The following is a 23493-nucleotide window of genomic DNA, read 5'->3' as shown; positions in this document are numbered from 1 at the left end:
CAGAAACTTCACAGTGGAGTACACGACCTACGGGGGTGTCTCAATAATTAATGCAATACCGTCATTGAGAGGAGGCACTATGGCTATTGACCTACCTGTTAGGGTTAATGTAAGTAGGGGTGGGTGCTCGATGGATGAATTCACATCATTCATAGTTAAGTACGCCTCAGCGAAATTAGGTGTTAGGGAGGAGTACTGTATTAGGGTTAATAGTAATGTACCAATGGCTAGTGGTTTAAAGAGTAATAGTGCGGTGGCGGTTGGGGTAACCTACGCGTTAGCAGAGGTAAGTAAGGTTGGGTTAAGTAAAATTAATGTAATTAGAATTGCCGCTGAGGCAACTAAGGCTCATGGTTCATCAATAACAGGGGCATTTGATGATGCATCAGCATCACTGCTAGGGGGAGTAGTGTTGACTGATAATAGGCTTATGAAGGTGATTAAGCATATTAACCCACCTAATGATGTAGTGGTAGTTGTGACTGGGTTTAAGGAGGGTAAGAAGGCCATTAATGTTGATGCCTTAAAGAGTTTAAGCAGTATTTACCATGATTTAGTGCATTGGGTGTTGGAGGGTAGGTTATGGGAGGCTGCGACAATTAATGGTATTATGGTGGCTAAGGTACTTGGCTACATTAAGCAATTAAGCGCAATCGGTGAAGCCTTAGGTAAGGGGGCCTTGGCTGCTGGTGTGAGTGGTAATGGTCCATCAATCTACGCGGTTTTTAAAACCGGTGAGGAGGGGCCTTACGTTGATTACGTTAATGAGCATTGGGGTTACTTAATACTCACTAAGCCTATTCCAGCGTTAATTAATTAACACTACTTAGTTCTGATTAAGGGCATAGGTTTTTAAAGACCAACTCAATTGAGATTAATATGTCTTGGTTTGAGGACTTTGATGAATGGTTTAGAAAATGGAGGAAGTTTGTTGAGGAATTTGAAAGGGAGGTTGAGAAGGAGATTGAGGATACTTTAAGACCCCTAAGTGAGAAGCAGGGTTCAAAGAAGGGGAAGAGTAACGTCTACTACTACGGCTTCGAAATCACAATGGGTCCTGATGGTAAGCCTAAGATTAAGGAGTTCGGTAATGTTAGGCCATGGGGCAGGCCACTGGTTAGTGAGGAATCTGAACCATTAACTGATGTTTATGAGGAGGAGGATACAGTTAAGGTAATAATGGATATGCCGGGTGTTGATAAGGATGACATAAATATCAGCATTGAACCAGATGGGAGGACGCTCATCGTTGAGGCTAAGGGGAGTGATAGGAGTTATAGGAAGGAGCTTCAATTACCCACTGAGGTTGATGCAAGTAAGGCTAAGGCAACATACAAGAATGGGGTCTTAACAATAGAATTACCGAAGAAGAATAAGGGTAGTAGGGGTACTAAGATTAAGGTTGAGTAGGCATGCCTAGGAAGAGTACAACAGAGAGGAAGCGTAAGACTAAGGCTGAGGAGGTTTTAGAGAAGGTACTTAATCATGAATTAATGCCTAAGGCCGAGGTGGTGCCTAAGGATAATGTAAAGGCGCTACTTAGGAGACTTAATGCAGCGCCATGGCAACTACCCTGGATTAGGAGTACTGATCCATTGGTTAGAAGCCTGGGTGCCAAGCCAGGGGATATAATTAGGATAATTAGGAAATCCCCCACCGCCGGTGAAATTGAGGTTTACAGGTTCGTTGTCCCGGGTTAAACACGCTATTTTTAACTTAAACACAATGTGTTAAGTATCTCATTTAGCCTGCTGCTTCTTAGGCTTAACTTCACCTAACACCTCACTGTATTGGCTTACTGAGAATTCCTTACCACACTTCGGGCATGCCACAGACATACCTATGTTGTACCATGATTCAGCTAATTCAAGTTCAAACACATGGCCACAGTATGGGCACTTAGCTCTAAGCTTCAGTATTCTCTCAGGTACGCCACCAGAGTACTCCCAGTCCTCTGGTAGTTGCCATCCTTCCTCAGACATGGGTTAAGCCATACCTCCCTATTTTATAAATCTTTTGATCCCTCCATGGCATTAGTTGATTAACGTTAATGTATTCGTCAGTAATCGTAATAAGTGGATTTGAGCATCATGGAAAGGCTTAAATATATAGGTCAATATAGTCGGGGTAATGAAATCTGGGTCAAGCAATTATGGTTACCCAATAGTTCTAACGAGTGAGATAGCTACTGCAAGTGATACATATGGTTCATCAGTAGTGGGTTTTGCCAGCGCAATACCTGATGACTACTTTAGGAAGAGGATAGCGCACTGGTTCTTTAATGTAAGCAGTGATAGGGAGGGTAGGGTTAAGAGGGCACCGTATGGTTTAGCTAAGGTTGAGGCATCATTACTGAACTACGGCTTTAACCGTGATGACGTAATAATAGCTAGCCCATATAAGCTTCATAAGGTTATTGGCCCAAGGACGAGGATAGTCGGCATCTACACCATGGATGCCCTAGGCCTTAGCTACGGTTCAGGCATATTGTACTGGATCCTTAAGCTGGCTGACTTACCATACAGAGGTATGCCGTATATAGCTAGGTCGTTCCTTGAGGTTATTGAGCATCCTGCCATAAAGGCGCATAGGGATCATATTAAGCTTCTGGTTGGTGGACCAGCGGCTTGGCAACTGGTGGATACTGGGGCTTGGCAGAAGTTGGGTATTGATATAGTGTATGAGGGTAGCTTCGAGAACTATGGCCCAATGCTATTTGAGAGGATACTTAAGGGTGAGGATATTAGGGGTAGGGTAGTTAACAGTAGGCCATCAAGCATTGAGGATGTACCAACCATAGTCACACCATCAATAGGTGGCTTAGTTGAGGTCACTAGGGGTTGCGGTAGGGGTTGTGAATTCTGTACCCCTACTTTAAATGGAATGATTTCATCATTCCCATTTGAAGGCCACATTGATAAGGAGATTATTATTAACATTGAGAAGGGGGGTCATAAGAGTATTACACTTCATAGTGAGGAATTCTTTAGATATGGGGCTAAGTCCATTGACCCTAATCCAGATAAGGTTAAGGATCTAGTGGTTAAGGCGTATAAGTTGATTAAACGCTATGGGGATGAATACAGGTTGCACACCGACTTCACAACAGCTGCAGTGGTTGTTCAGGCACCTGACTTGGTTAAGTTCGTGGGGGAGTACATGAATGAGGGTGGTGAATGGAGTTTTATTGAAATGGGTATTGAGACTGGGTCACCGAGGTTACTTAACATGCTTATGGTTGGTAAGGCTAAACCATTCACGCCAAGGCAGTACCCTGACATTGTGGAGCAGGCAGTTGGTATACTTAATGACAATAGGTGGGTTGTGGTGGGTACTATGATACTTAATTTACCGGGGGAGAGGGATGAGGATGTTGCAGCCAGTATTGAGCTCCTTGATAGGCTGAAGAAGTACAGGATACTTACATTCCCGCTACCATTCATACCAATGGGTGCCCTCAGAAGAAGAGACTTCACCATACTGGATAAGATGATTGATGATCCACTTAGAAGGGAATTCATACTTAAGGCATTAATTAAATCAATGGAGGAGGCCATAAGGTCCGTGGAGTTAATAGTGGGTAGTATGGAGAACATAATAGCTAAGTTCATTGTGAGGCGCATAAGCTTATTCGCCTTCAACATGGTGTTAAGTAGGTATAAGGCTAAGCTCGGGCAAATAGGTGAGTACAGTGAGGAATTCATTCGTAAATTAGCCTCGGCTGCATGGGACTTAAGTAAACGCCCAATGTCAATTAACATTAATGAGGATTCTTAATCGATTAATAAGCCCAATTCCCTTAATATATTAAACATATTACTATCCCTTAATTTAATTGGGTTAACATGTATAATAACCTTAACAACATCATCACTATCACTTAATGCCACAGTATTTAAATAAAGCCTCTGCTTATCGAAGCGTAGGTAAAGCTTATTACCGTTAATCCTTGAATCCAGTGAAATCCTGAGAATCCTCTTATCATCATCAGATAACTTTGCTGCAATACTCTTAACCAAGTTATCATTACTACAGTTCCTTAACCTTAAGGTAAGTTTGAAAACCTTAATTGGATTATTATAATGACCTCTAAGTGAATTAGTCTCAATAAGCTTAATCACTGTTAACCCAAGTAAGTTAGTTAAAGCAGTAATAACCTTATCGTAATCCTCCGTGGCATGCGCATGGGTCTCCACATCTATCCTGTCTATTAGGCACATGAGCCAGTACTTATTAAGGGGGTGGTGGTTTATAAACATACTTAAGACTTCACTTAATTAAAACTGCATAGAGCCTATCCTTTTAAAGAGTAGAGTAGTCTACAGAATTATGTTTAGTAAAATATTGGTCGCCACGGATGGCTCCCAGTACTCGGATAAGGCCCTTGAGGTGGCTATAGGGTTGGCTAAGGCGTTTAACTCAAACCTATACATAATTCACGTGGTTGAGGAGGATAAGGTGGCTATGGCTGCATCAACAATGCCGATTATGGTTAATGTGATTGATGACATGGTTAAAATCGGTAATGAAATATTAAATAAGGCGAAGGCTAAGGCATCTGAAGCAGGTGTTAATGCTGACATCATATTAGCTAGGGGTAATGCCGCCGATAAGATACTTGAAAACGCGGATAAATTGAACGTGGACTTAATAGTAGTCGGCTCAAGAGGATTAAGGGGATTAGCAAGGTTCCTATTGGGTTCAGTATCAGAGAAGGTTGCAAGGCATTCAAGTAAACCCGTATTAATAGTTAAGTGAACCCTCACTTAAAGAGGGTGTCTTTAAATTAATCTTCACGCAACTGGGTAATAGTGATGAGTCTGCAGTACTGATGGGTGAGGATTCTTCTCGCAACTGACCCTATGTTTAATTAATGGTTAATTTAACTCCAAGCTTCACCAAGTCCCTCCAGAATAATCTATTACTTTTATTAACACACTCAGCATTATGAATAATTGACTCACCGTTAGAACCTGCGGCAACTACACCACTCATCATTGCTATCCTGTGGTCGTTTGGACACTTGATTAATGCACCATGGGTTATTGACCCACTTATCCTCAAGGAGTCATCACCATGGTTAACATTAACACCAAACGCCCTTAAGGAATCTGATATTGTCTCCAATCTATTACTCTCCTTAAAGGCAAGATGCCTCACCCCAGTTATCACCGTTTCACCCGAGGCAAAGGGTGCGATTGATGCTACCACTGGGGCTAGGTCAGGGGAATCCTTTAAATCAACCACAATACCCCTTAATTCACCTCCACCCTCAACACTCCAATCACCGTTACTGAAGACGCTGCGTGCACCTGCATTGCTAAATATATTCACTAGTGAATCATCACCGTAACCAAGTGGTTTCGGTAACCCAGTTACAGTCACTAATCCACCCGTGGCTAAGGCTAAGGCCGTGTAGAATCCTGACAATGCGTAATCACCAGGCACATTACTTAAACTAATCCTCGGTATGCATTCATTAACAGTAATTACATCATTACTTACCCCCACACTACACCCTGATTCCTCAATAATCCTCCTAGTCAAATCCACGTACTGCCTAGACACTAAGTCACCAATTACACGTATAGTAATACCTGATACCAGGCCAAGCATTATTAACCCTGAAATATACTGGCTTGTTAAATCACCCCTAATCTCAACATAATTACCCTTAACTGGTCCATTAATGGCCACTGGTAATGAATCACCATTCACATTAACCCCCAGGCTCCTTAATGATTCCAGTAATTCCCGTATCGGCCTCCTCTTAAGGGTTTCATCACCATCAATAATCACTGGGTTTCTACATGATGACGCCAAGGCTACTCCAAGCCTCATCACCGTTCCGGAGCCACCGACATTGACGTAGCCGCCGCATTGCCTTAAATTAGGAATTACCCTAATGCAGTTACCCTGCCTAATCACCTTTGATCCTAAGACCTCAATCATCCTTAAGGCGGCTTCAGTATCATCAGAATCCGGTATACTGCAGATTGTGGTCTCCTCATCACTAATCGCTGATAATAATATTAGCCTAATAGCCCAGCTCTTTGATCTAGGAGCCTTCACTGAGCCAAACGCCACCGACTTATTAATCCTAACAATCATTCAATAGGCAGCTAGACACTGAATTATTAAATGTATTTCATAGGAATTGAATACTGCATGAAGCCTTTAATTTAATTTTAGTACATAAGCTTAATCACAGGTAATCATCAAGACCAAGCTTCTTTAAGTGACTCTTAATCTTAGACACATCCTTCTCCATTCTCTTAGCCTCATCAGTCAACTCCCTAACATTCCTATCCCTCTGATTTAACGTGCATTCACCATTCGGCGCCATAGCATGCGCACCACATGATGCATACTGACACTTATAGCCAATACAAGGATCATTAGTTAAGCCACAGATTGCCTTACCCTTAATGAACTTTAAAGCCTTCTTAACACAAATAAAGTATTGACAACTCGCCCCAATACAATACTGAACCTTTACAGTCGGGGTTCCTGAAACAGTAATCTTCACGCCAACCCCCTACTCACTAGGGTTACTCAATCAGATTATTTAAGTGTTTTCCAATAACACACTTAATCTAAATCAGGTTACCATTCCTTATATGCAATTTTATGACTCTCAGTATGAGGATTCACCCATCGGATCCTCTTCACCCCATAGCAGGAAGGAATACAGATTAACTGTAACTGAACATACTAAGTCCCAACCTAAGGAATAACCTTTTTATCCCTATACAAACAGTGAAACTAATGATGAGGCGTGGTAGGAATGAACACAGTGATTAGTCTAAACCAGGCTGAAACTAATAATCTACGTTATTATTTTTAATAAAAATAAAATTGAAATTGATTTTAGATTTTTATTTGCCTTATCTTCTTCTTAATGTTATTATTGCTGCTACTGCTGCTATTACGATTACTATTATTACTATTCCTGCTATTAATGCTGTTGATACTACTGGTTTAGTCACGGTTACGGTTGATACTGCTGTTGTGGTTGCTGTTGATGTTACAGTGCTTACGGCTGTACTGGTTACTGTGCTTGTAACAGTAGCAACGGCAGTGGTTGTTGAGGTGACGGTACTAGTTGTTGTTGAAGTAGTAGTTGAAGTAGTCACCGGTGTAGTGGTTGTTGTAGTAGTGGTTGTGGTTGAAGTAGTGGTTGTTACCGGTGTGTATGTTGTGTGGAAGTATGATGCAACACAAGCCTGCAACTGAGGATCAGGATTAGGTAAGCCTATTAAGACAGCCCACTGATGCAGATACGGATTAGTCCAAAGACTACCATTAATAATAGCCTCAGCCAAAGGAGGCATCACGCCTTGAGGTGCGAATCCACCCATGAATAGCCATGTGTTGAAGCCTGGGTAGAATCCATCCCAACCCCAACCCATAGCCCAATCATGAAGCAGCGAATATGCTGCCTCAGTGTACTCAGGATTACTATAATTAATACATGTCACAACCCACTCTGGATCAACCATCTTCTCCGGGAATGCGTAAGCTATTAGAGACTGGAACTGCTCCACTCCAGGTACCCAGTATTGGAACCATGCGTAGAATGCCTTAACTAACTCATAGTATGTTGATGTGCCTGGTGCAGCTGCGGCTATTGCAGCTAACCAATTACTCAAGTTAATGTATCCGTATGTTGAGTTTACGCATGTTACAATGGTGTTATTCGGTATAGGCAGGTTGGTGGTTAATGGTTTACAATACCAGCCGGTAATCTGATTACTCTGAACAATCGGGTAGGCGAAAGGCGTAGTGTGGCCAGGGACACAGTAGGATGGGAAAAGGCCTGGTGCCGTGTAAAGTGCGTCATCATAGTATATCCATAATTCATTAACACCACCCTTATTAGAACCGGCGAAGAACCAGTCAGTGCCAGTATCTGGTAATTGGCAACTATCAAGCTCAGAACTATAAGTACTACCCTCTATGGTGACTACAGTGGTCTTTATACCGAATCCTGTTAAAGCCTCAGCATCAATTGACGCAGCTTCAATCCATGCTGGGTGAGCTGTGGAGCTAGCGTATATTGTTAGTGTTAGTGGTGTTCCATTGGGTAGGTACCATTGACCACTCTTATAAATTAAGCCAGCTGACTCTAGGAGTTGCATTGCCTTGGTTAAGTTTGGTTCAGTGAAGTTAACAACCATACTCCTAATATCCGCTGGGAACGTCAACCAAAAGCCAGGCACGGTATTAGGTGCTGGGGCTGGAACATTAATGAAGACTGGTACATTAGGCCATGACCATGGTGCAGCTGCAGCAGTTCTATTAATGATGTATAGGAATGCTTGCCTAACCTGAGGAATATTAAACGGGTAATATGTTGGTAATGCTATTCCCTCAATGGATAAGTCAGGTAGCTGAAGTATGTAGTAGCCTGCACTCTTCAACTTACTCTGGAATGAATAGGGCATAGCCTCAACGGTATGTATGAAGTATGGTTGGCCACTTAACGCATATGATACTAATTGAGTTAATCCACCTGATACGGCTATGTTTATTGTTATCTGCGGATAGTATTGCCATGTGTGGAATGGTAGTATCTTATCCCACTCAGCCAACAATGGCTTACCCTGGAAGTAATCAGGCTCAAGCTGAACAGTGATATAGTTTGGTGTAGCCTTGGTTACGTAGTATGGGCTTAAACCCCAGTATGGTATAGCCATCTTTGTTATGTTAACTGACCCAAATTTCTGCGCCTCTGTTACATTCATTGTCTTCAACTCGTTTACTACGCTCTCCCAAACTGGCCATGGTGTATTAGGTATCCAGCTCATTAGTAACCAGTAATACCCTGTGGTTGACCAGTAGTCGAAGTGTATGGATATTGTGTAGTTGTTTATGATTATGAAGTCCTTATCAGCATTCTGAGGCATTAACCAAGGCTCCCATTCACCAAAGGCCTTATCACTAATGTAGAACCATGCGTAAACATCCCATGCGGTGAAGGGTATTACCGCTGAACCATTAAACCAATACAAGTTATGCCTAAGGTAGATTATCAAGGTCTGATTCTGAGGAAACACAGTCCAATTCTCAGCCAAAACAGGCCACCACTGACCAGTGGGATCATTATAATCGGCAAGAGGCATCCATGTACCAGTTTGGAATATCACATTACCTGAGGCAAAGGGATTCCACCAAGGAGCAGGCCAAGGAGGAAGCAGGACATAGTACCATGGAGCAGCCATATACATATTATAAGTTGGGTAGGATTGTTGAGCGTAGGCTACTTTTAAGGCGCTCAGAGTTAAGATTACTACTGTTACCAGTAGTATTACTGTTACATAACCTTTCTCCTTAAGTATATAGTTACTCATCAGCTCCGATTATGCTATGGATAGTAATAAGTCTTATTCTAACAGGTTAGATGGTTCAACGTTGAGGTTACCTTGCTATATTATTGGGTTAATTTTGGAGGAAACTGGCTTTTATTAGGGATTGATTTGATTATATTTTTACTTCACTGTTATCTTTCTTGCTTCACGTTCAGTCTCCCTAAGCATTAATATGTCCCCGACCCTCACGGGGCCCTTAATGTTCCTTGTTATTATCCTCCCCTTATCCCTACCTTCAAGTATCCTAACCCTAACAATATTAACCTCACCAGCCACCCCAGTCCTACCCAGTATCTGAACCACCACTGCAGCTGTGGCGTCATCGTATGGGCTTAACTTAATTTCACCACCCTCACCGGCCATTTAAATCACTCCCTCTCCCTCCTCTCCCTTTGCTGCGGCTTAGCCTGTGGTTGAGTCCTCGGTAATTGTATTGGGTTTAAGCCAGCGCTAACCCTAACGTCATTTAGCTTAGTCACCAGGTCCTCAAGGTCCTTGGTTGCTTGACCTGGGTCAACTATGGTGACTGCTGAGGCGTATGATGATAAGCCAACTGCCTTACCTAACCTCTCCTTACTGGGTACGTAAATGTACGGTATGCCCTTTTCCTCGCATAGTAATGGTAGGTGCATTACTATTTCCGGTGGATCAACATCCTCAGCGATAACCACTAGTTTAGCTAAACCCCTCTCAATCATCTTGGTTGTCTCATTGGAACCCCTCTTAACTACCCCAGTCTGCTTAGCCATGCTCACCACATTATACGTCATTTCAGCTAACTCCTGGGGGACAGCAAACCTAACGTATATTGGCTTCCCCTGAGGTGGATTGGCGTAAAAGACCCTCGGGTCTATTGTACTCATACACCATATGCGGTGCTGCACCCTTTAAAAACTTTCACAGTTAATGAAACCCTTAAGCTCACTTAATGCTTCTTCATTGATGTTAACATGTTAACTATATCATTAAGATTAGCCTTAAGGGTAATGTACTCCCTCCCATTCACCTTCCCTTTATTAAGCACATCCATGTTCACTAACTCATCAATTGCATCATAGATACTTACCCCCTTGGCAACGGCTAGGGACGCTATAATCCTCTTAGCGCTACTACTAATGTCTAAGTCCACCATTGCTGCGTAAGCCTCTGAAAGCCTCCTCACAGTTTCAATAACCTTACTGAGGCTTGCACCAGTGCGTAGCCTTGACTCATTCAACTCAGCGTAATACCCCATTAATCTAAGGGTTAACTCAATGGTCTCAGGCGGTATGGGTGATTTAGGCTTAGCCTCACGAATAATTACTGTTAAGTCAAATACATTAATCAACCTACCTTGCCTCAAGGTTCCGTAAACCTTATGAGCCTCCGTTGATAAAACCTTAGCAAGAACCGGGTTCCCCCTAACCTTAACCTCAAGCCTACTACCCCTATACTTAACGTAAACCTCCTTAGCCTTAACCTCACTTAAGTAAGTATTAATGAATCTAACAGCCTCATCAGTACTCCTAACCTTAAACATCAACCTCCTACTAACCACAACACCCATGCACCCCTATGGCTTAAATACTTTAATACAAAGATAAATTTAAGCATAATCACCACTCATTACCCACTCCCAGTGGGGAATTGGTCATAAGCCTCTATTCCCTTCGTTATCCCTGCCAGGCAGGCTTCAAGCTGCGTTGCATCATTAACACCGGCTAGTTGCTTAACTGCAATACAGTTCACAAGCGCCTCCGCCTCGGCCCCTGTTTCAATTAGGCTGCCTGCCTTCTCGAGGAGCCAATTAGGCATAATAACCCCCCTCTGCCTGGCTACACCCATTATTATTGCCTTAACCAACTCAGGCGGTGGCTTAGCCACGTATATCTTCAAGTCCCCCAGCCTCCCCGGCCTGATTAAGGCTTCATCAAGTGCATTAACGTTATTCGTCGTAGCCACTACAAGCACCTTATCGTACCTTGAGGCCACTCCATCAATATTCTGGAGGAGTACGCTAACCAACCTATACCCACCAGTACCAGCCTCCTCCCTAGCCCTACCTATTGAGTCAACCTCATCAATGTAGATTACGCTTGGTTGAAGAGCCCTAGCCAGTGCGAAAACCCTCTCAAGCCTCCAGGCAGCCTCCCATGAACCACCCCTCATTAGGCGACCGGACTTAACTAAAATAACCCTAAAACCCCTGTATAAGCCAAGCCAGGCGGCGTAACCAAGACCAAGAGCAGTCTTACCCGTGCCCGCTGGGCCATAGAGTAGGATACCGTGAATAGGCCTGACACCATTACTCCTAAAACTCTCAGCGGCAATAATTAACTCCCTCTTAGCTGAATCCAAGCCTATTAAAGCCTCCCAATCCTCATGGTAGTACTTCATTAAATTATACCTATCGGGTATATCCGCTATGCTACCGTACAGCATTGGTAATACGTCAGTACTATTCACGTACCAGACACCGGCATAGGATGCTGGTAGCGCGGCGATGAGTAGTATAGCTACTGTTTGCGTGATTAGGAGGATTGGTGATTGATCATACGTCAGCATGGGTATTATTGATGCAACCGAAGCCAGTAGTGAGGCTAATATTGGTGATGCATGCCCCTTAATTAACCTGGCTATTGATGGTGAAGCAACGTAAACCACAGCCATCACAATAACTAAGGATAACACTGCTGGATTACTGTACACTGCAATATTATTAACGAAAACCCTGTAAAAGCTTAGGGGGGTTAGTGATATTGGGTTCCACGGTAATGTACCCTGCATCATACTGCCGATCAAGTAGGTTACAATATACGTTAAGGCTGGTAGGGTTGGCATTGAGAAGGCCTCATAAGCCGACGTAATCCCTCCTGCTAAACCCCATGCAGCCCCAATTAATGGACCTGGCCATGGCTGATACATAAGTAGCAGTGAACCTATTGAGAATAATGGGCTTACCCCCTGGCTTGACGATGAGTTAAATAACTTAACCTGGACACCTATTATCACCACTGGTATTATGAGTAGGGGGGTTAACCTAAGCATTGAGCCAACGGGGTCCCTGTAGAACCATGACCATGAGGCCAACAGTAACGCCATTACGTACGCCAGTAGACCTAGGATTGAGGCTTGGTTAAGCCTACCCACGGCGCTGATTGCAATAAGGCCACCCAGTATTACTAGCATTAGCAGCATGAAGCCGTGATTAGTGATTGTTAGCATGGTGAATGATGCGAATGGAGCTAATGCAATCAGGGAGACGAGTAAGCCACCTAGTGCAGCTATCACCCTACTAAGGCTACTTGGCTTAGTATCCTGTATCGCCACCTGGGTTAATCATGGGGATAGTAAATATAAGTATCGTTTTAAGCTTAAGACACCCTCATTACTCATTATGAGTGAGCTTTAAGGCTTGTTTCACATACTGCCCACAGGGATTGTGAATTTAGATTAATTTTTGTTAATGGATCATTAAACCCTTACTTAAGTGACCAAGCTTATGTTAGGTACAGTTTATAAAGGGACTTACCTAACTAGGCTTCAATGTATGTTGCCGGGTTCATATTCATAGTAGTGTTTGCAGTATCAATTGCGATTGGTAAGTTAACCCCAGTATCCATTAGTGAGGCCTCGGATAAAGCGGTAATACCCATTGTTGTGGCATTAATATTCACGATAAGCCTATGGGGCGGTGAGCAATTAACAAGTATTAGTAAGGCTGGTTCCCTGGTAGCATACTCGTTAATCTACTCACTATTAACAGTGGCATTATCATACGCCGTAGGGATTATGATAGGGGAGAGGCGGCGTAATGGTTCATTAAGACTCATGAATAGGACACCGTTAATATTCATAATTACCCTAGTGATTGGTTGGTTAACGGGCTTACTCCTCCATGTTACAGGCATAGGTAACATTATTGAAGCTGAGTTAATAGCCTTAGCTGGGGTCATTGGCTTATCCTCAAGTAGAGTAATGAATGTTAAATCACTCATGGCTGGGGGAAGGATTGGGATGCAGGCTGGGGTGAGTGCCCTCCTAGGTGGCTTAGCCTCAGGTTTAATATTATCTTATGTCTTCAACATTAGGTTAAACGTATCCTTAGCAATAGCCCTAGGCATGGGTTGGTACACGTTCACTGGACCCATGGTTGCGTTATACGCGGGACCGTATTACGGTTTACTAGCCTTCCTATCCAACTTCCTTAGGGAGCAATTAACCTTCATCCTAGTTCCCTTCATACCAGGTAGTCCACAGGCCTTGATAAGCATTGGTGGGGCGACATCAATGGATGATACGTTACCAGTCTACGTGTCAGTCCTAGGTAATGAGTATTCCGTGGCCTCAATATCAAACGGCCTACTGCTTACAATACTGGTTCCCATAATTGTTCCATTAGTATTAACGATTTAATAACAGTCTCAATAGTATTTCTTGAATCCAAGCTGAGGCGCCACTTCCCTAAAGCATCTTCTACACAGCATTAATCCATACCTCCTTATTACAGCCTCATGAGTACCACACCTAACGCACCTAAGGGAACCCTTACCAAACTCCCTAGTCCTACTAGGCTTAATCTTACCCACGGAAAACTGGTGTTGAAGACGCTATAAAAGCATTTCTGCACCTTAACCAGTTAAGGAGTAATGATTAGTAATGCTTAAAAGCCCCTATGCAACTGAGGTAACTGCCCCATAACCCGGCCATAGGTGGGGTGGACCCACCCAGACTCATCAGAACCTGGAAGTGAAACACCCCACCGCGGTGCTGAGTACTGCGGTCCGCGAGGCCGTGGGAAAGGCCCGTGCTGGGGTTGGGGCATCTTTAACATTATTAATCCTCACTTAACCCTTATGAGTAATAGCCTTAATGCTGATTTTAATAAGTAAAGGAGTAACTGTAAATATATTGTTTGTGACTCCCACGAAAAGTTTTAAATAGGTGTCACGTGGGGGTGTATTGAGGCATTAAGTATGGCTGAGTTAAAGGTTGAAAACCTAACGGTCTCGGTTGATAGTAAGGTGATTATAGAGGATGTGTCATTCAATGTTAGGAGTGGGGAGGTTTTAGCATTAATGGGGCCTAATGGTAGTGGTAAGACGACTTTATTCATGTCTATTGCCGGCCACCCTAAGTACAACATAGTTAAGGGTAGGGTATTGTTGGATAACGATGACTTAACCACACTACTACCTGAGGAGAGGGTATTGAAGGGCATAATGGTTGCCTTCCAAACACCAATCGCAGTACCTGAGGTTAGGTTATCAACACTCATAACGGCTATGGTTAATAAGATGAATGGTAAGAAGCTAACTGACCCAGCTCCACCAAGTCTCGTAAATAACCTAGTTAAGGGTGTTCAGGAGGTTGGCTTAACCCCAGCCCACTTAAGTAGGGGTGTGAATCATGGCTTCAGTGGAGGCGAGATGAAGAGGAGTGAGGTGCTTCAATTACTCATGGTTAAGCCTAAGATAGCCCTAATTGATGAACCTGATTCAGGACTGGATGTTGACGGTATCTTCGCCGTTGGGAAGGCATTACTTAACCTGGTTAACTCAGGGACAGGAATAGTGTTAACCACGCATAGCGCCAGAATACTCCACATCCTTAAACCAACTAGGGTACTGGTTCTAAGTAAGGGAAAGATAATCGCTGAGGGTGGGTTAGAGCTGGTGGAGGAGATTGAGAAGATTGGTTACGAGAACTTCCTTAAGGTGAGGTCAAGATGAGGCAGGACTTACATAACCTGGTGGAGGAGGGATTAACCCCAGAGGAGGTTCTTAGTAGGGATACGCCGATTAGAAGAAGCATTGAGATTAAGGGTAAGATAACCAGTGATGTTATTGAGGAGATATCTAAGGCTAAGAATGAGCCTGATTGGATGAGGAGGCTTAGGTTAAGGAACCTTGAGTTATTCAATAAATTACCAGCACCAAACTGGTTACCCAACTGGGTCCTGGAGAACATTAACCTTGAGGAGTACTCAACATACGCTAAACCCGACATTAATAGGGCCAGTAGTTGGGATGAAATACCACCCGAGGTTAGGAAGTACTACGAGTCATTGAATATACCAGAGATAGAGGCTAGGGCATTAATGGGCCTTGGTGCACAATTGGATTCAGAAATGATATACTTCAACATTAGGAAGCAGTTAGCTGAAAAAGGCGTGGTAGTGATGCCCATGGAGGAGGCTGTTCAGAAGTACCCTGACCTAGTTAAGCAGTACTTCATGAAGATATTCCCACCTGAACATAAGTTCGCTGCACTACATGGAGCACTCTGGAGTGGTGGAGTATTCGTCTACGTACCCCCAGGGGTTAGGATTGAAGCACCCATTGAGGCCTTCTTCCTAATAAGCAATGCCGGTGAGGGTCAATTCGAACACACATTGCTTATAGCCGATAAGGACAGTTACATACACTTCATTGAGGGTTGCTCAGCCCCAAGGTTCAGTAGGTATAGTTTCCATGATGGTATGGTTGAGTTATACGCCCATGAGGGGGCTAGGATAAGGTTCACCACAGTGCAGAATTGGAGTAGGAATGTGATAAACTTCAATAATAAGAGGGCTATAGCTGAGAGAAACGCCAAGGTTGAGTGGGTTGAAGCCAGTATAGGAAGCATGGCCAGTTTCGTCTACCCATCCACAATACTTAAGGGTGAGGGGGCTGGAACGGAAATAACAGGCATTACCGTGGCTAATGGTAAGCACATTAAGGAGAATGGCGCTAAGGTGATTCATGATGCGCCTAATACGTATTCTAAGATAGTTAATAAGTCAATATCGGCTAATGGTGGGACTGTGGTGTATAAGGGGGTTGTTTACGTTAGGAGGGGTGCTAGGTTTGCTAGGTCTCATGTTTCATGTGATTCGCTTATTCTTGATGATAAGTCTAAGGCATACACTATTCCTCATGATCAAGTATTCGAGGACACGGCAGTGGTTACCCACGAAGCCTACACAGGCAGAATAAGCGAAGATAAACTATTCTACCTAAGAAGCAGAGGATTAAACGAAGAAGAAGCAAAAAGCCTAATAGTACTTGGATTCATAAGCGATGTAACAGAGGGTTTACCATTCGAGTACGCCATGGTTTTAAACAGGGTAATTAGCCTTGAATTCAGTAAATACGGTAAGGTGGCTTAATCAATGTTGGTGCCGGAGGAGATTAAGGTTAAGGCTAGGGAGCTTGCGGGTAGAATACCATACCAGTTAATTAAGGATTCACCAACGGTTAAATACTACACGCAATGGAACCTCTTCGATAATTGCGTTGAATCAAATAATGGTAATGCATCGCCGCCCTCACTTGAATTTAATGAATACGACGTGGTTATTCACAACGGCATCCTAGTTAAGGGTAATGAATTAACCAGTGATAATGCGGTAACAGGCATAGATCCGTCTGAGTCAAGGATAATTGCAAGGCATTTCGTTAATATAAGGGAGATACACTCGTTAACGTTAAGTGAATCATCAAGCGTCAGGGTAATGATGAGTTACAGTGGTGGAGGCAGTGAAATGCATTCAAACCACGTTATAATAAACGTTAATAATGATGCTTTAGCCAATGTGTTTCTAAGCATTATTGGAAATGGGGGATGCGGGACTAATATCACGGAGTTAAACGTGGGTGATGGGGCAGTGGTTAATTTACTCATCTACTCAGTGAACGTGGACCCTGCATTCAACTTAATCAGGATTAATGAGGGGGCTAGAGCTAAGGTTAACTCATACTCAATAGTGGTTAACGGGAAAATGACTCACCACAGGGAGGACTATGTGCTGCAGGGAAGGGAATCAATGGTTAATGTGAATTCACTTGAAGTTGGTTTAGGTTCCTCTAGGATCGACTACATGGTGAATCTAATGCATTATGGTGAAGGCTCCAGCAGTAACTCCATTACTAAGGCTATTGCCTTAGACTCAGCCACAGTTATACATAGGGGTTTTGGAAGGATTAGTGATCATGGTAAGTGGTCGTACACTAACATAGAGGGTAAGGTATTCATAGGCTCAAGTAATGCAGTGGGTATGTCAGTGCCGGTGATAATGGTTGATACAGGTGATGTTAACGGCGCCAGACACGCCGCATCAGACGCCGCCTTAGATGAGGAGCAGGAGCTCTACCTCAGGATGAGGGGGTTAAGTAGGGAGGAGGCGATTAGGTTAATAACCTATGACATGATTATGAGCTTCCTGGATAATATTGATAGCGTGTTTGAAAGTAGTGTTAACAATATCCGTAACTCATTACTTAAACTAATTAGAATATGAACCACTACTTACTTTACCTCAAGTTATAGGGAAATATATAAATACCTAAGCATAGCGTTTAAGTCATGATGCTGGTTATTGCACTGGGTGGTAATGCCTTCGCTAAGACCGGTTCAAGAGTTGGTTCACCTAAGGATCAATTGGAGGCTGTTAGGGAGGCTGCTGTTGATGTTATTAACATGGTTCAATTAGGGTATAGGGTTATTGTTACCCATGGCAACGGCCCCCAGGTCGGCTTAATAACTGAGAGGATTAGTGACTCATTAAGCCTAGATATGGCTGTTGCCGCCACGGAGGGTTGGATGGGGTATTTACTGGCTAATGCAATTGAGGGTGAGGCTAGGCGAAGGGGGTTGGATACTAGGGCTGTGGTTATTGTAACCAGGGTTACTGTTAATAGTAATGATGAAGCCTTCAGGAACCCCACTAAGTTCATTGGGCCAGCTTACAGTGAGACTGATGCAGTTGAGTTAAGTAGAATTAAGGGTTGGGTCTTCAGAAGAGACCCCAGGGGTGGTTGGAGGAGGGTTGTTCCATCACCAAGACCAGTATCCATAATTGAGATTGATGCAATTAAGCAGTTAATTAATAATGGCAACATAGTTATCGCAGTTGGCGGTGGTGGTGTACCGGTTATTAATCATGAGGGTGTTGAGGCTGTTATTGATAAGGATTTAGCCACTCAATTACTTGCAAATAGTATTAACGCTGATGAATTAATGATACTCAGTGATGTAGATTACGTGTACTTAAACTACGGGAAACCCAACCAGAAGCCATTAACCACGGTAAGGGTTAGTGAATTAAGGAAGTACTATGATGAGGGGCAATTCCCTGAGGGCAACATGGGACCCAAGGTGGAGGCGGTAATTAGGTTCATTGAAGATGGTGGCAGGAGAGCCTACATTGGTAGGTTAGGTAAGGCCATTGAGTTAATTAAGGGGGTCACTGGAACAGTGATACTGCCTTAAGGGCTTCAGTGCTTGAATTACGGCTCTGGGGAATAAGGTTAACCAGTGAATAGCATTAAGCTTATTAAGGCCTAGTGGTGACCTACCGTAATGGCTAAGGTGCCTTACTTATCAGATACCATTGAGGTGCCTGATGGGGTGGAGGTTAATGTTGAGGGAGGGGAATTGAACTACAGGGTAACCGTTAAGGGGCCCTTGGGTTCAGTGGCAAAGGAGTTTAAGGGATTACCAGTACTGGTGAGTTTAAGGGATGGTAAAGTCGTGGTGGAGGGTTTTGCATTGGATAGGAAGGCTAAGTCCACGGTGTTCACTGTTGCTGGGCACATTAGGAACATGATAATTGGGGTAACTAAGGGTTGGAGGTATAAGCTTAAGGTGGTTTACGCCCACTTCCCAATAAGCGTTAAGGTTCAAGGCAATAGTGTGGTGATAGAGAATTTCCTGGGTAGGAGGTCTAAGATAATTCTCCAAATACCACAGGGTGTTAAGGTTCAGGTGGCTAAGGATGATATAGTGGTGGAGGGTATTGATAAGGAACTGGTTAGTCAATTCGCGGCAAACATTGAGTTAGCCACAACACTCAGGGGTAAGAATAGACCCAGTCCCCACGGTAGAGAATCAGCGCCAGGCATATTAGACGGCATATACGTTTACGCCTCAGAGAACATTAAACAGTAGGCGTCTTAATTAACTATGCGGAAAATATTTAACTACACTTTGAATAAAGGCAATTGTGCAGAAGAATCAAGAACCTTCACTAATATTAGGTAGGCAAGTGTTCACGGAGAATGGTTGGTTTATTGGGCATGCATACAGCATTTACACAGGACAGGATGGAAAACCCTACATCCTCGTTAGGTCTAATGTTATTCAAGTCCCAATACCAATAGACTTAGTTAAGGCAATCGGCGACATAGTCATAGTTGATAACTCAGTCTACCCAAAGGAGGCAGTACCCATGGCGCCTGGTACAGCGGCAAGGAAGTACGCATACACAGTGAGTGGTAGGTCATTAGGCATGGTGTATGATGAGTATAATTACGAAGGCACTGTTTACCTAAGGATCATTGGTCCAACAGGTTATGTCGCTGTACCGGTGGATAAGGTCAGCTCCATCGGCGACGTAGTTATTATTAACCAAACCGATGTTCAACCAATACCATTGAATCAACTGCAGTATTATGCTCAGCAATCACCGCAGCCTTGGAGCCAACCAATTAGCCAGCCCATTCAACCAACTCAAGTTAAGGCTGAGGAGAAGCCATCATTGGATAAGATTGCTAACTACTACTTGTACGGCTTCTTCACCGGTATTGTAGCCTTAATAGCCTTCATATCGGCATCACTAGTATTCACTATTTCAACCAAGACCATTGGAAACGTACCATTAATATACGTGCTTAACGTTATCCCAGTAATAGTAATAGCAGTAGCCTCAATAGCATTATCAGTGTACTCCTATATGATTAAGCAGAGTATCATGCGTAGGGAGTTTAAGTATGCGTTGAGAGACAGTAAGATATTAATCATAGCATTAGTAATCATGGTGTTGTTCATGTTAACATTCCTCGTCCCAGCGTTAAACAGCCTATGGTTAACAATAGGTAGCGTAAACACACTCTACGCATCACCACCCATACTAGTCACTATAGCCATATACGCCGTTATGATTTTCATGATTTACATGGGTTACGTTAACCTTACATCATATGTAGCAGGGTTCAAGGCAATAATGCGCTAAGCCTTATTGAGAAACACTAAAATAGTTAAATGGCATCAACTCACCTAAGGGCCCGTAGCTCAGCATGGATTAGAGCGGCGGCCTCCGGAGCCGTAGGACCCGGGTTCAAATCCCGGCGGGCCCGCTAAGGTATGGCTCCCCCTACACTCCTCTCCATTACTGCCCTATTCCCTGAAATTAAACATACTACAGTACATGAATTACTATTGGCTTAATCAGCATGATTAAGTCCAGTGGGTGTATGGTTAAGGGATTTACTATGCGGGCTTTAAGCCATGCAATATGATAAGGCTTATGTCGACTTCATGTACAATCCACTGTACTAAGTCTTAGAGGTCTTTAAGGAGGTGCATTGTGGGTGATTATGTTAAGGCTATGAGGCTTATTGTTGGTAGGGTTCTTTAGGGATTACATTAGTTATGGCTGGAGTTTATGAATGAGGCTTACAGCAGAGTTAATGGTGAATTAAAATTATTGGGTTAATTCCCATTTAACGCTAAACTCGCTCGCTCTCCTCCAATGCTATTAATTCAATAAGCTTCTCCCCAAGGTACCTTTCCCCCCTTATTATTAAATCATCAGTGGCTTCATCGTAGTACTTCTTAACTAACTTAAGTACATTGGCTAGGTTAACTTCATCATTCTCCTCAACTATGACTGGGCCATCTAGTGTTGAATTCTCGTACACTGTGATCAACTTATTCGAGTAATACATTATATCGTACATTGCCACAATCTTACCGTCCTCAACCTTCTTAAATATTTGAACCTTCAGTAATGGTTCAGTTATACCATGCCTAACCCATTCATAGTATTTTATCTTCACGCAAACTAAATTAAACCACCCCTTTTAAAAGGCTTCTCAGTAGACTCCTCATCAGTTGAGGCATATGCTTCCGGTGAATCAATGAGGTTTTACTTATAAACCCATGAATCTAATTAACTGGTGCTTAATGTGGATGAATTAGTGAAGGGATTAATGAGTAGCTGCGGCTCCGGGGATTTCCTTGAAAGGATTCACTCCGAGGTTCAGGACACTATAATTGATGCTGCGGAGTTGGGTATTAGTAATGAGGAGTTGATTAAGGTGCTGGGTATATATGCCTTAGCTCAATCACTGAGGTTAATTAAATTAAACGTAATTGAGTTTGAATCGAATTATAGTGACTCCTTGAGTGACGAGTATGTTAGGGTTATTCAATGCTTATTAAAGTCATTGAAGGGGTTAAGTGTGGAATGCGTAATAAGTAATGAATTTTTAAGGAGGGTTCTCCAGTACGCGTCAACGCTTGTTAATGAGGTTAAGGCGCATTGCATTAGTGACTTATAGTTAATTTTATAAGGGCAATTAAGCGTGGGTTTAAGGATAATAACATGCCTGTGTTAACATCATCGAGTCAACCCAGGAAGCAGCATAAGGCGCTTACTAAGGCGCCTTGGCATGCTAGGCGTAGGTTATTGACTGCACCATTATCTAAGGATCTTCAGAGGCAGTTGGGTATAAGGAGGATACCTGTTAGGGTTGGGGATACCGTGCTAATACTGAGGGGGGACTTTAAGGGTACTAGGGGTAAGGTGACTAGGGTTGATTATAAGAGAGTGAGGATATACGTTGACTCGGCTTCATTTAAGAAACCCAGTGGTGAGGCTGTGTACTACCCAATACACCCATCTAAGGTAGTTATCGTGGAGCTTGATCAAAGCGATAAGGCTAGGGTTGCTGCAATTGATAAGACTAGGAAGGCTAGGGAGGCTAAGGCGGGTGTTAGGGAGGTTATAACACCACAGCAGGGTGGTCAATCATGACGCATTTAAGGAGATCAACATCACCTGAATGGTGGCCTGTGGAGAGGAAGGGGGCGCCGTGGTCAATTAAACCAAGCCCAGGACCCCACCCGGCTAACTCAAGCATACCCCTCGCGGTGCTTCTTAGGGATGTATTCCACTACGCTAAGACCCTTAGGGAGGCTAGGTTAATAATAGGTAAGGGGTATGTTAAGGTTGATGGTAAGGTCAGGAGGGATTACAAGTACCCAGTCGGCTTAATGGATGTTATTGAGTTAACGCCAATAAACGAGTACTACAGGATTATACCTGATCCAGTTAACTTCCTAAGGCCTATTAGGATTGATAAGTCTGAGGCAGGCGTAAAGGTGTGTAGGATTGAGGATAAGACCATGGTTAAGGCAGGTAAGATTCAGTTAAACCTACATGATGGGAGGAACATAATTGTTGACCAGGATGAGGGTAGGAAGTATGAGACGCTTGGGAGCGTTGTGGTTAATCTTGAGGACGGTAAGTTAATGGATTACTACCCAATGCAGCCTAACCAATACGTAATAGCCTTCAACGGTGTTAACGTGGGGAGGCACGGTACTTTAATTAATTGGGTTAGGTCGTTTAGGAAGAGGGACGCCATAGCCACGGTTAAGGCTAAGGACTCTGAGTTCAGGACGGTATTAAACTACCTACTCGTTATCGGTAAGGAATCACCAGTGGTGAAGGTGACTGAGTGATGCCGGCCATTGACCTATCAACCATTGATTTAAGGGCAATAAAACCCAGTGACCTGGATTGGAGGAAGTTCACACTTGATACAGGTCACCCAATGAGAAGGATATTCATATGGAGTGTGGCTGTGAATATGGGGATTGGGCAGAGTGGTGAGAGGCTTGAGAAGGCCGCTAAGGTTATGTCTGAGTTAACTGGGAGGACACCATCCTATAGGCTTGCCCATAAGTCAATTAAGGACTTCGGAATAAGGAGAGGTGAGCCAATAGGCCTATTAGTCACCTTAAGGAGGAATGAAGCCGTCTGGTTCCTACTAAGGGCCCTGGCGGCGGTTGACTTCACGCTTAGGGAGGAGAGCTTCAATGCAGGTAACGTAAGCTTCGGTATTAGGGAGCACATACTTGTACCCGGCTCTAGGTATGACCCAGCATTAGGCATATTTGGCTTCGATGTTGCAGTAACCCTAGCTAGACCCGGGTTCAGGGTTCAGTATAGGCGTAGGGCAAGGGCAGACGTGGGTAAGGATCATAGGGTAAGTAGGGAGGAGACCATTAGGTTCTTCCAAGACGTATTAGGAGTCAGGATACTTAAACGCTAGGTAATTACCCTAATTAAGTTAAGTAAGTATACTCATTG

27 protein-coding genes, 1 tRNA gene and 1 rRNA gene are annotated in these 23493 nt (G+C 43.5%); 18 read left to right on the top strand and 11 right to left on the bottom strand.

The window, feature by feature from the left end; genetic code table 11:
- Positions 1–13 precede the first annotated feature (13 nt).
- The 3 genes from CMAQ_RS09565 to CMAQ_RS09555 are packed head-to-tail and all read left to right on the top strand — an operon-like array spanning position 14 to position 1700.
- A complete protein-coding gene (locus tag CMAQ_RS09565; protein WP_012186893.1) occupies positions 14–820 on the top strand; it encodes a shikimate kinase in 807 nt (268 codons plus the stop codon).
- A gap of 59 nt (positions 821–879) precedes the next feature.
- Positions 880–1410 carry an archaeal heat shock protein Hsp20 gene (gene hsp20, locus CMAQ_RS09560; protein WP_012186892.1) on the top strand — a complete coding sequence of 177 codons (531 nt, stop codon included), beginning with the start codon at positions 880–882 and terminating at the stop codon, positions 1408–1410.
- Positions 1411–1412: 2 nt separating this feature from the next.
- The gene (locus CMAQ_RS09555) at positions 1413–1700 is read left to right on the top strand and encodes a DNA-directed RNA polymerase subunit H (protein ID WP_012186891.1); all 288 of its coding nucleotides are present in this window, start codon (positions 1413–1415) and stop codon (positions 1698–1700) included.
- 39 nt (positions 1701–1739) lie between these two features.
- Here the strand turns inward: CMAQ_RS09555 and CMAQ_RS09550 are convergent, their stop codons facing one another.
- On the bottom strand, positions 1740–1982 hold the full coding sequence (locus CMAQ_RS09550) for a hypothetical protein (protein ID WP_012186890.1): 243 nt from the start codon (positions 1980–1982) through the stop codon (positions 1740–1742).
- A gap of 148 nt (positions 1983–2130) precedes the next feature.
- Between CMAQ_RS09550 and CMAQ_RS09545 the strand changes: the two genes are divergently transcribed.
- Complete coding sequence (locus tag CMAQ_RS09545; protein ID WP_012186889.1) at positions 2131–3777, top strand: B12-binding domain-containing radical SAM protein; 1647 nt, start codon at positions 2131–2133, stop codon at positions 3775–3777.
- On the opposite strand, the gene CMAQ_RS09540 is transcribed toward CMAQ_RS09545, so the two are convergent.
- Positions 3774–4220 carry an RNA-binding domain-containing protein gene (locus CMAQ_RS09540; RefSeq protein ID WP_198002079.1) on the bottom strand — a complete coding sequence of 149 codons (447 nt, stop codon included), beginning with the start codon at positions 4218–4220 and terminating at the stop codon, positions 3774–3776. The two genes, CMAQ_RS09545 and CMAQ_RS09540, sit on opposite strands and share 4 nt — an antisense overlap.
- 109 nt (positions 4221–4329) lie before the next feature.
- On the opposite strand from CMAQ_RS09540, the gene CMAQ_RS09535 reads away from it, so the two are divergent.
- Positions 4330–4758 carry a universal stress protein gene (locus CMAQ_RS09535; protein WP_012186887.1) on the top strand — a complete coding sequence of 143 codons (429 nt, stop codon included), beginning with the start codon at positions 4330–4332 and terminating at the stop codon, positions 4756–4758.
- A 108-nt stretch (positions 4759–4866) separates the two neighbouring features.
- Here the strand turns inward: CMAQ_RS09535 and aroA are convergent, their stop codons facing one another.
- The 7 genes from aroA to CMAQ_RS09500 all read right to left on the bottom strand — a co-directional run bounded on the left by aroA (position 4867) and on the right by CMAQ_RS09500 (position 12680).
- The gene (gene aroA / locus CMAQ_RS09530) at positions 4867–6111 is read right to left on the bottom strand and encodes a 3-phosphoshikimate 1-carboxyvinyltransferase (RefSeq protein ID WP_012186886.1); all 1245 of its coding nucleotides are present in this window, start codon (positions 6109–6111) and stop codon (positions 4867–4869) included.
- A 94-nt stretch (positions 6112–6205) separates the two neighbouring features.
- Positions 6206–6346: a hypothetical protein gene (locus tag CMAQ_RS10885; protein ID WP_232203765.1), complete on the bottom strand. Its 141-nt coding sequence runs from the start codon at positions 6344–6346 to the stop codon at positions 6206–6208.
- Between the two features lie 541 nt (positions 6347–6887).
- Positions 6888–9353: an ABC transporter substrate-binding protein gene (locus CMAQ_RS09520; RefSeq protein WP_012186884.1), complete on the bottom strand. Its 2466-nt coding sequence runs from the start codon at positions 9351–9353 to the stop codon at positions 6888–6890.
- Positions 9354–9491: 138 nt separating this feature from the next.
- Positions 9492–9734: a 30S ribosomal protein S28e gene (locus CMAQ_RS09515; protein WP_012186883.1), complete on the bottom strand. Its 243-nt coding sequence runs from the start codon at positions 9732–9734 to the stop codon at positions 9492–9494.
- Positions 9735–9739: 5 nt separating this feature from the next.
- Positions 9740–10234 carry a 50S ribosomal protein L7Ae gene (gene rpl7ae, locus CMAQ_RS09510; protein WP_012186882.1) on the bottom strand — a complete coding sequence of 165 codons (495 nt, stop codon included), beginning with the start codon at positions 10232–10234 and terminating at the stop codon, positions 9740–9742.
- Between the two features lie 62 nt (positions 10235–10296).
- Entirely contained in the window at positions 10297–10917 is a 621-nt protein-coding gene (locus CMAQ_RS09505; RefSeq protein WP_012186881.1) for a DUF2067 family protein, read from the bottom strand.
- A gap of 59 nt (positions 10918–10976) precedes the next feature.
- Positions 10977–12680, bottom strand: coding sequence for an AAA family ATPase (locus CMAQ_RS09500; protein ID WP_012186880.1), 1704 nt, complete (start codon positions 12678–12680; stop codon positions 10977–10979).
- A 216-nt stretch (positions 12681–12896) separates the two neighbouring features.
- Here CMAQ_RS09500 and CMAQ_RS09495 point away from each other — a divergent pair, with 216 nt between their 5' ends.
- The gene (locus CMAQ_RS09495) at positions 12897–13766 is read left to right on the top strand and encodes a LysO family transporter (RefSeq protein WP_012186879.1); all 870 of its coding nucleotides are present in this window, start codon (positions 12897–12899) and stop codon (positions 13764–13766) included.
- An 8-nt stretch (positions 13767–13774) separates the two neighbouring features.
- On the opposite strand, the gene CMAQ_RS09490 is transcribed toward CMAQ_RS09495, so the two are convergent.
- Positions 13775–13939 (bottom strand): 30S ribosomal protein S14, encoded by a 165-nt coding sequence (locus tag CMAQ_RS09490; protein ID WP_012186878.1) that lies wholly within the window; start codon positions 13937–13939, stop codon positions 13775–13777.
- A gap of 109 nt (positions 13940–14048) precedes the next feature.
- Here CMAQ_RS09490 and rrf point away from each other — a divergent pair.
- From rrf to CMAQ_RS09450, 8 genes are all read left to right on the top strand, one after another.
- Positions 14049–14169 (top strand): 5S ribosomal RNA (gene rrf, locus CMAQ_RS09485).
- A gap of 157 nt (positions 14170–14326) precedes the next feature.
- On the top strand, positions 14327–15082 hold the full coding sequence (gene sufC, locus CMAQ_RS09480; RefSeq protein ID WP_012186877.1) for a Fe-S cluster assembly ATPase SufC: 756 nt from the start codon (positions 14327–14329) through the stop codon (positions 15080–15082).
- Entirely contained in the window at positions 15079–16503 is a 1425-nt protein-coding gene (gene sufB / locus CMAQ_RS09475; protein WP_012186876.1) for a Fe-S cluster assembly protein SufB, read from the top strand. Before sufC ends, sufB begins: the two co-directional genes overlap by 4 nt.
- Positions 16504–16506: 3 nt before the next feature.
- Entirely contained in the window at positions 16507–17634 is a 1128-nt protein-coding gene (locus tag CMAQ_RS09470; protein WP_012186875.1) for a SufB/SufD family protein, read from the top strand.
- A 65-nt stretch (positions 17635–17699) separates the two neighbouring features.
- The gene (gene arcC / locus CMAQ_RS09465) at positions 17700–18605 is read left to right on the top strand and encodes a carbamate kinase (RefSeq protein WP_012186874.1); all 906 of its coding nucleotides are present in this window, start codon (positions 17700–17702) and stop codon (positions 18603–18605) included.
- A 90-nt stretch (positions 18606–18695) separates the two neighbouring features.
- The gene (locus CMAQ_RS09460) at positions 18696–19283 is read left to right on the top strand and encodes a 50S ribosomal protein L6 (protein WP_012186873.1); all 588 of its coding nucleotides are present in this window, start codon (positions 18696–18698) and stop codon (positions 19281–19283) included.
- A 55-nt stretch (positions 19284–19338) separates the two neighbouring features.
- Positions 19339–20346, top strand: coding sequence for a hypothetical protein (locus CMAQ_RS09455; protein ID WP_012186872.1), 1008 nt, complete (start codon positions 19339–19341; stop codon positions 20344–20346).
- A 48-nt stretch (positions 20347–20394) separates the two neighbouring features.
- A tRNA-Arg gene (locus CMAQ_RS09450) sits at positions 20395–20470 on the top strand.
- 372 nt (positions 20471–20842) lie between these two features.
- Here CMAQ_RS09450 and CMAQ_RS09445 read toward each other — a convergent pair.
- Complete coding sequence (locus CMAQ_RS09445; protein ID WP_012186871.1) at positions 20843–21172, bottom strand: hypothetical protein; 330 nt, start codon at positions 21170–21172, stop codon at positions 20843–20845.
- 120 nt (positions 21173–21292) lie between these two features.
- Here CMAQ_RS09445 and CMAQ_RS09440 point away from each other — a divergent pair, with 120 nt between their 5' ends.
- Genes CMAQ_RS09440 through CMAQ_RS09425 form a run of 4 tightly spaced genes read left to right on the top strand, consistent with a single transcriptional unit; the run spans position 21293 to position 23455 of the window.
- Positions 21293–21676, top strand: a complete 384-nt coding sequence (locus CMAQ_RS09440) for a hypothetical protein (RefSeq protein ID WP_012186870.1) — start codon at positions 21293–21295, stop codon at positions 21674–21676.
- A gap of 44 nt (positions 21677–21720) precedes the next feature.
- Positions 21721–22152, top strand: a complete 432-nt coding sequence (gene rplX, locus CMAQ_RS09435) for a 50S ribosomal protein L24 (protein ID WP_012186869.1) — start codon at positions 21721–21723, stop codon at positions 22150–22152.
- Positions 22149–22862, top strand: a complete 714-nt coding sequence (locus CMAQ_RS09430; protein ID WP_012186868.1) for a 30S ribosomal protein S4e — start codon at positions 22149–22151, stop codon at positions 22860–22862. The genes rplX and CMAQ_RS09430 overlap by 4 nt, the downstream gene beginning before the upstream one ends.
- Positions 22862–23455 (top strand): 50S ribosomal protein L5, encoded by a 594-nt coding sequence (locus CMAQ_RS09425; protein WP_012186867.1) that lies wholly within the window; start codon positions 22862–22864, stop codon positions 23453–23455. Before CMAQ_RS09430 ends, CMAQ_RS09425 begins: the two co-directional genes overlap by 1 nt.
- Positions 23456–23493: the final 38 nt, after the last annotated feature.

Source organism: Caldivirga maquilingensis IC-167, assembly GCF_000018305.1.
Lineage (GTDB): Archaea > Thermoproteota > Thermoprotei > Thermoproteales > Thermocladiaceae > Caldivirga > Caldivirga maquilingensis.
Note: the sequence above shows the minus strand (reverse complement) of the source record. Positions and strands in the feature narration are given on the sequence as shown.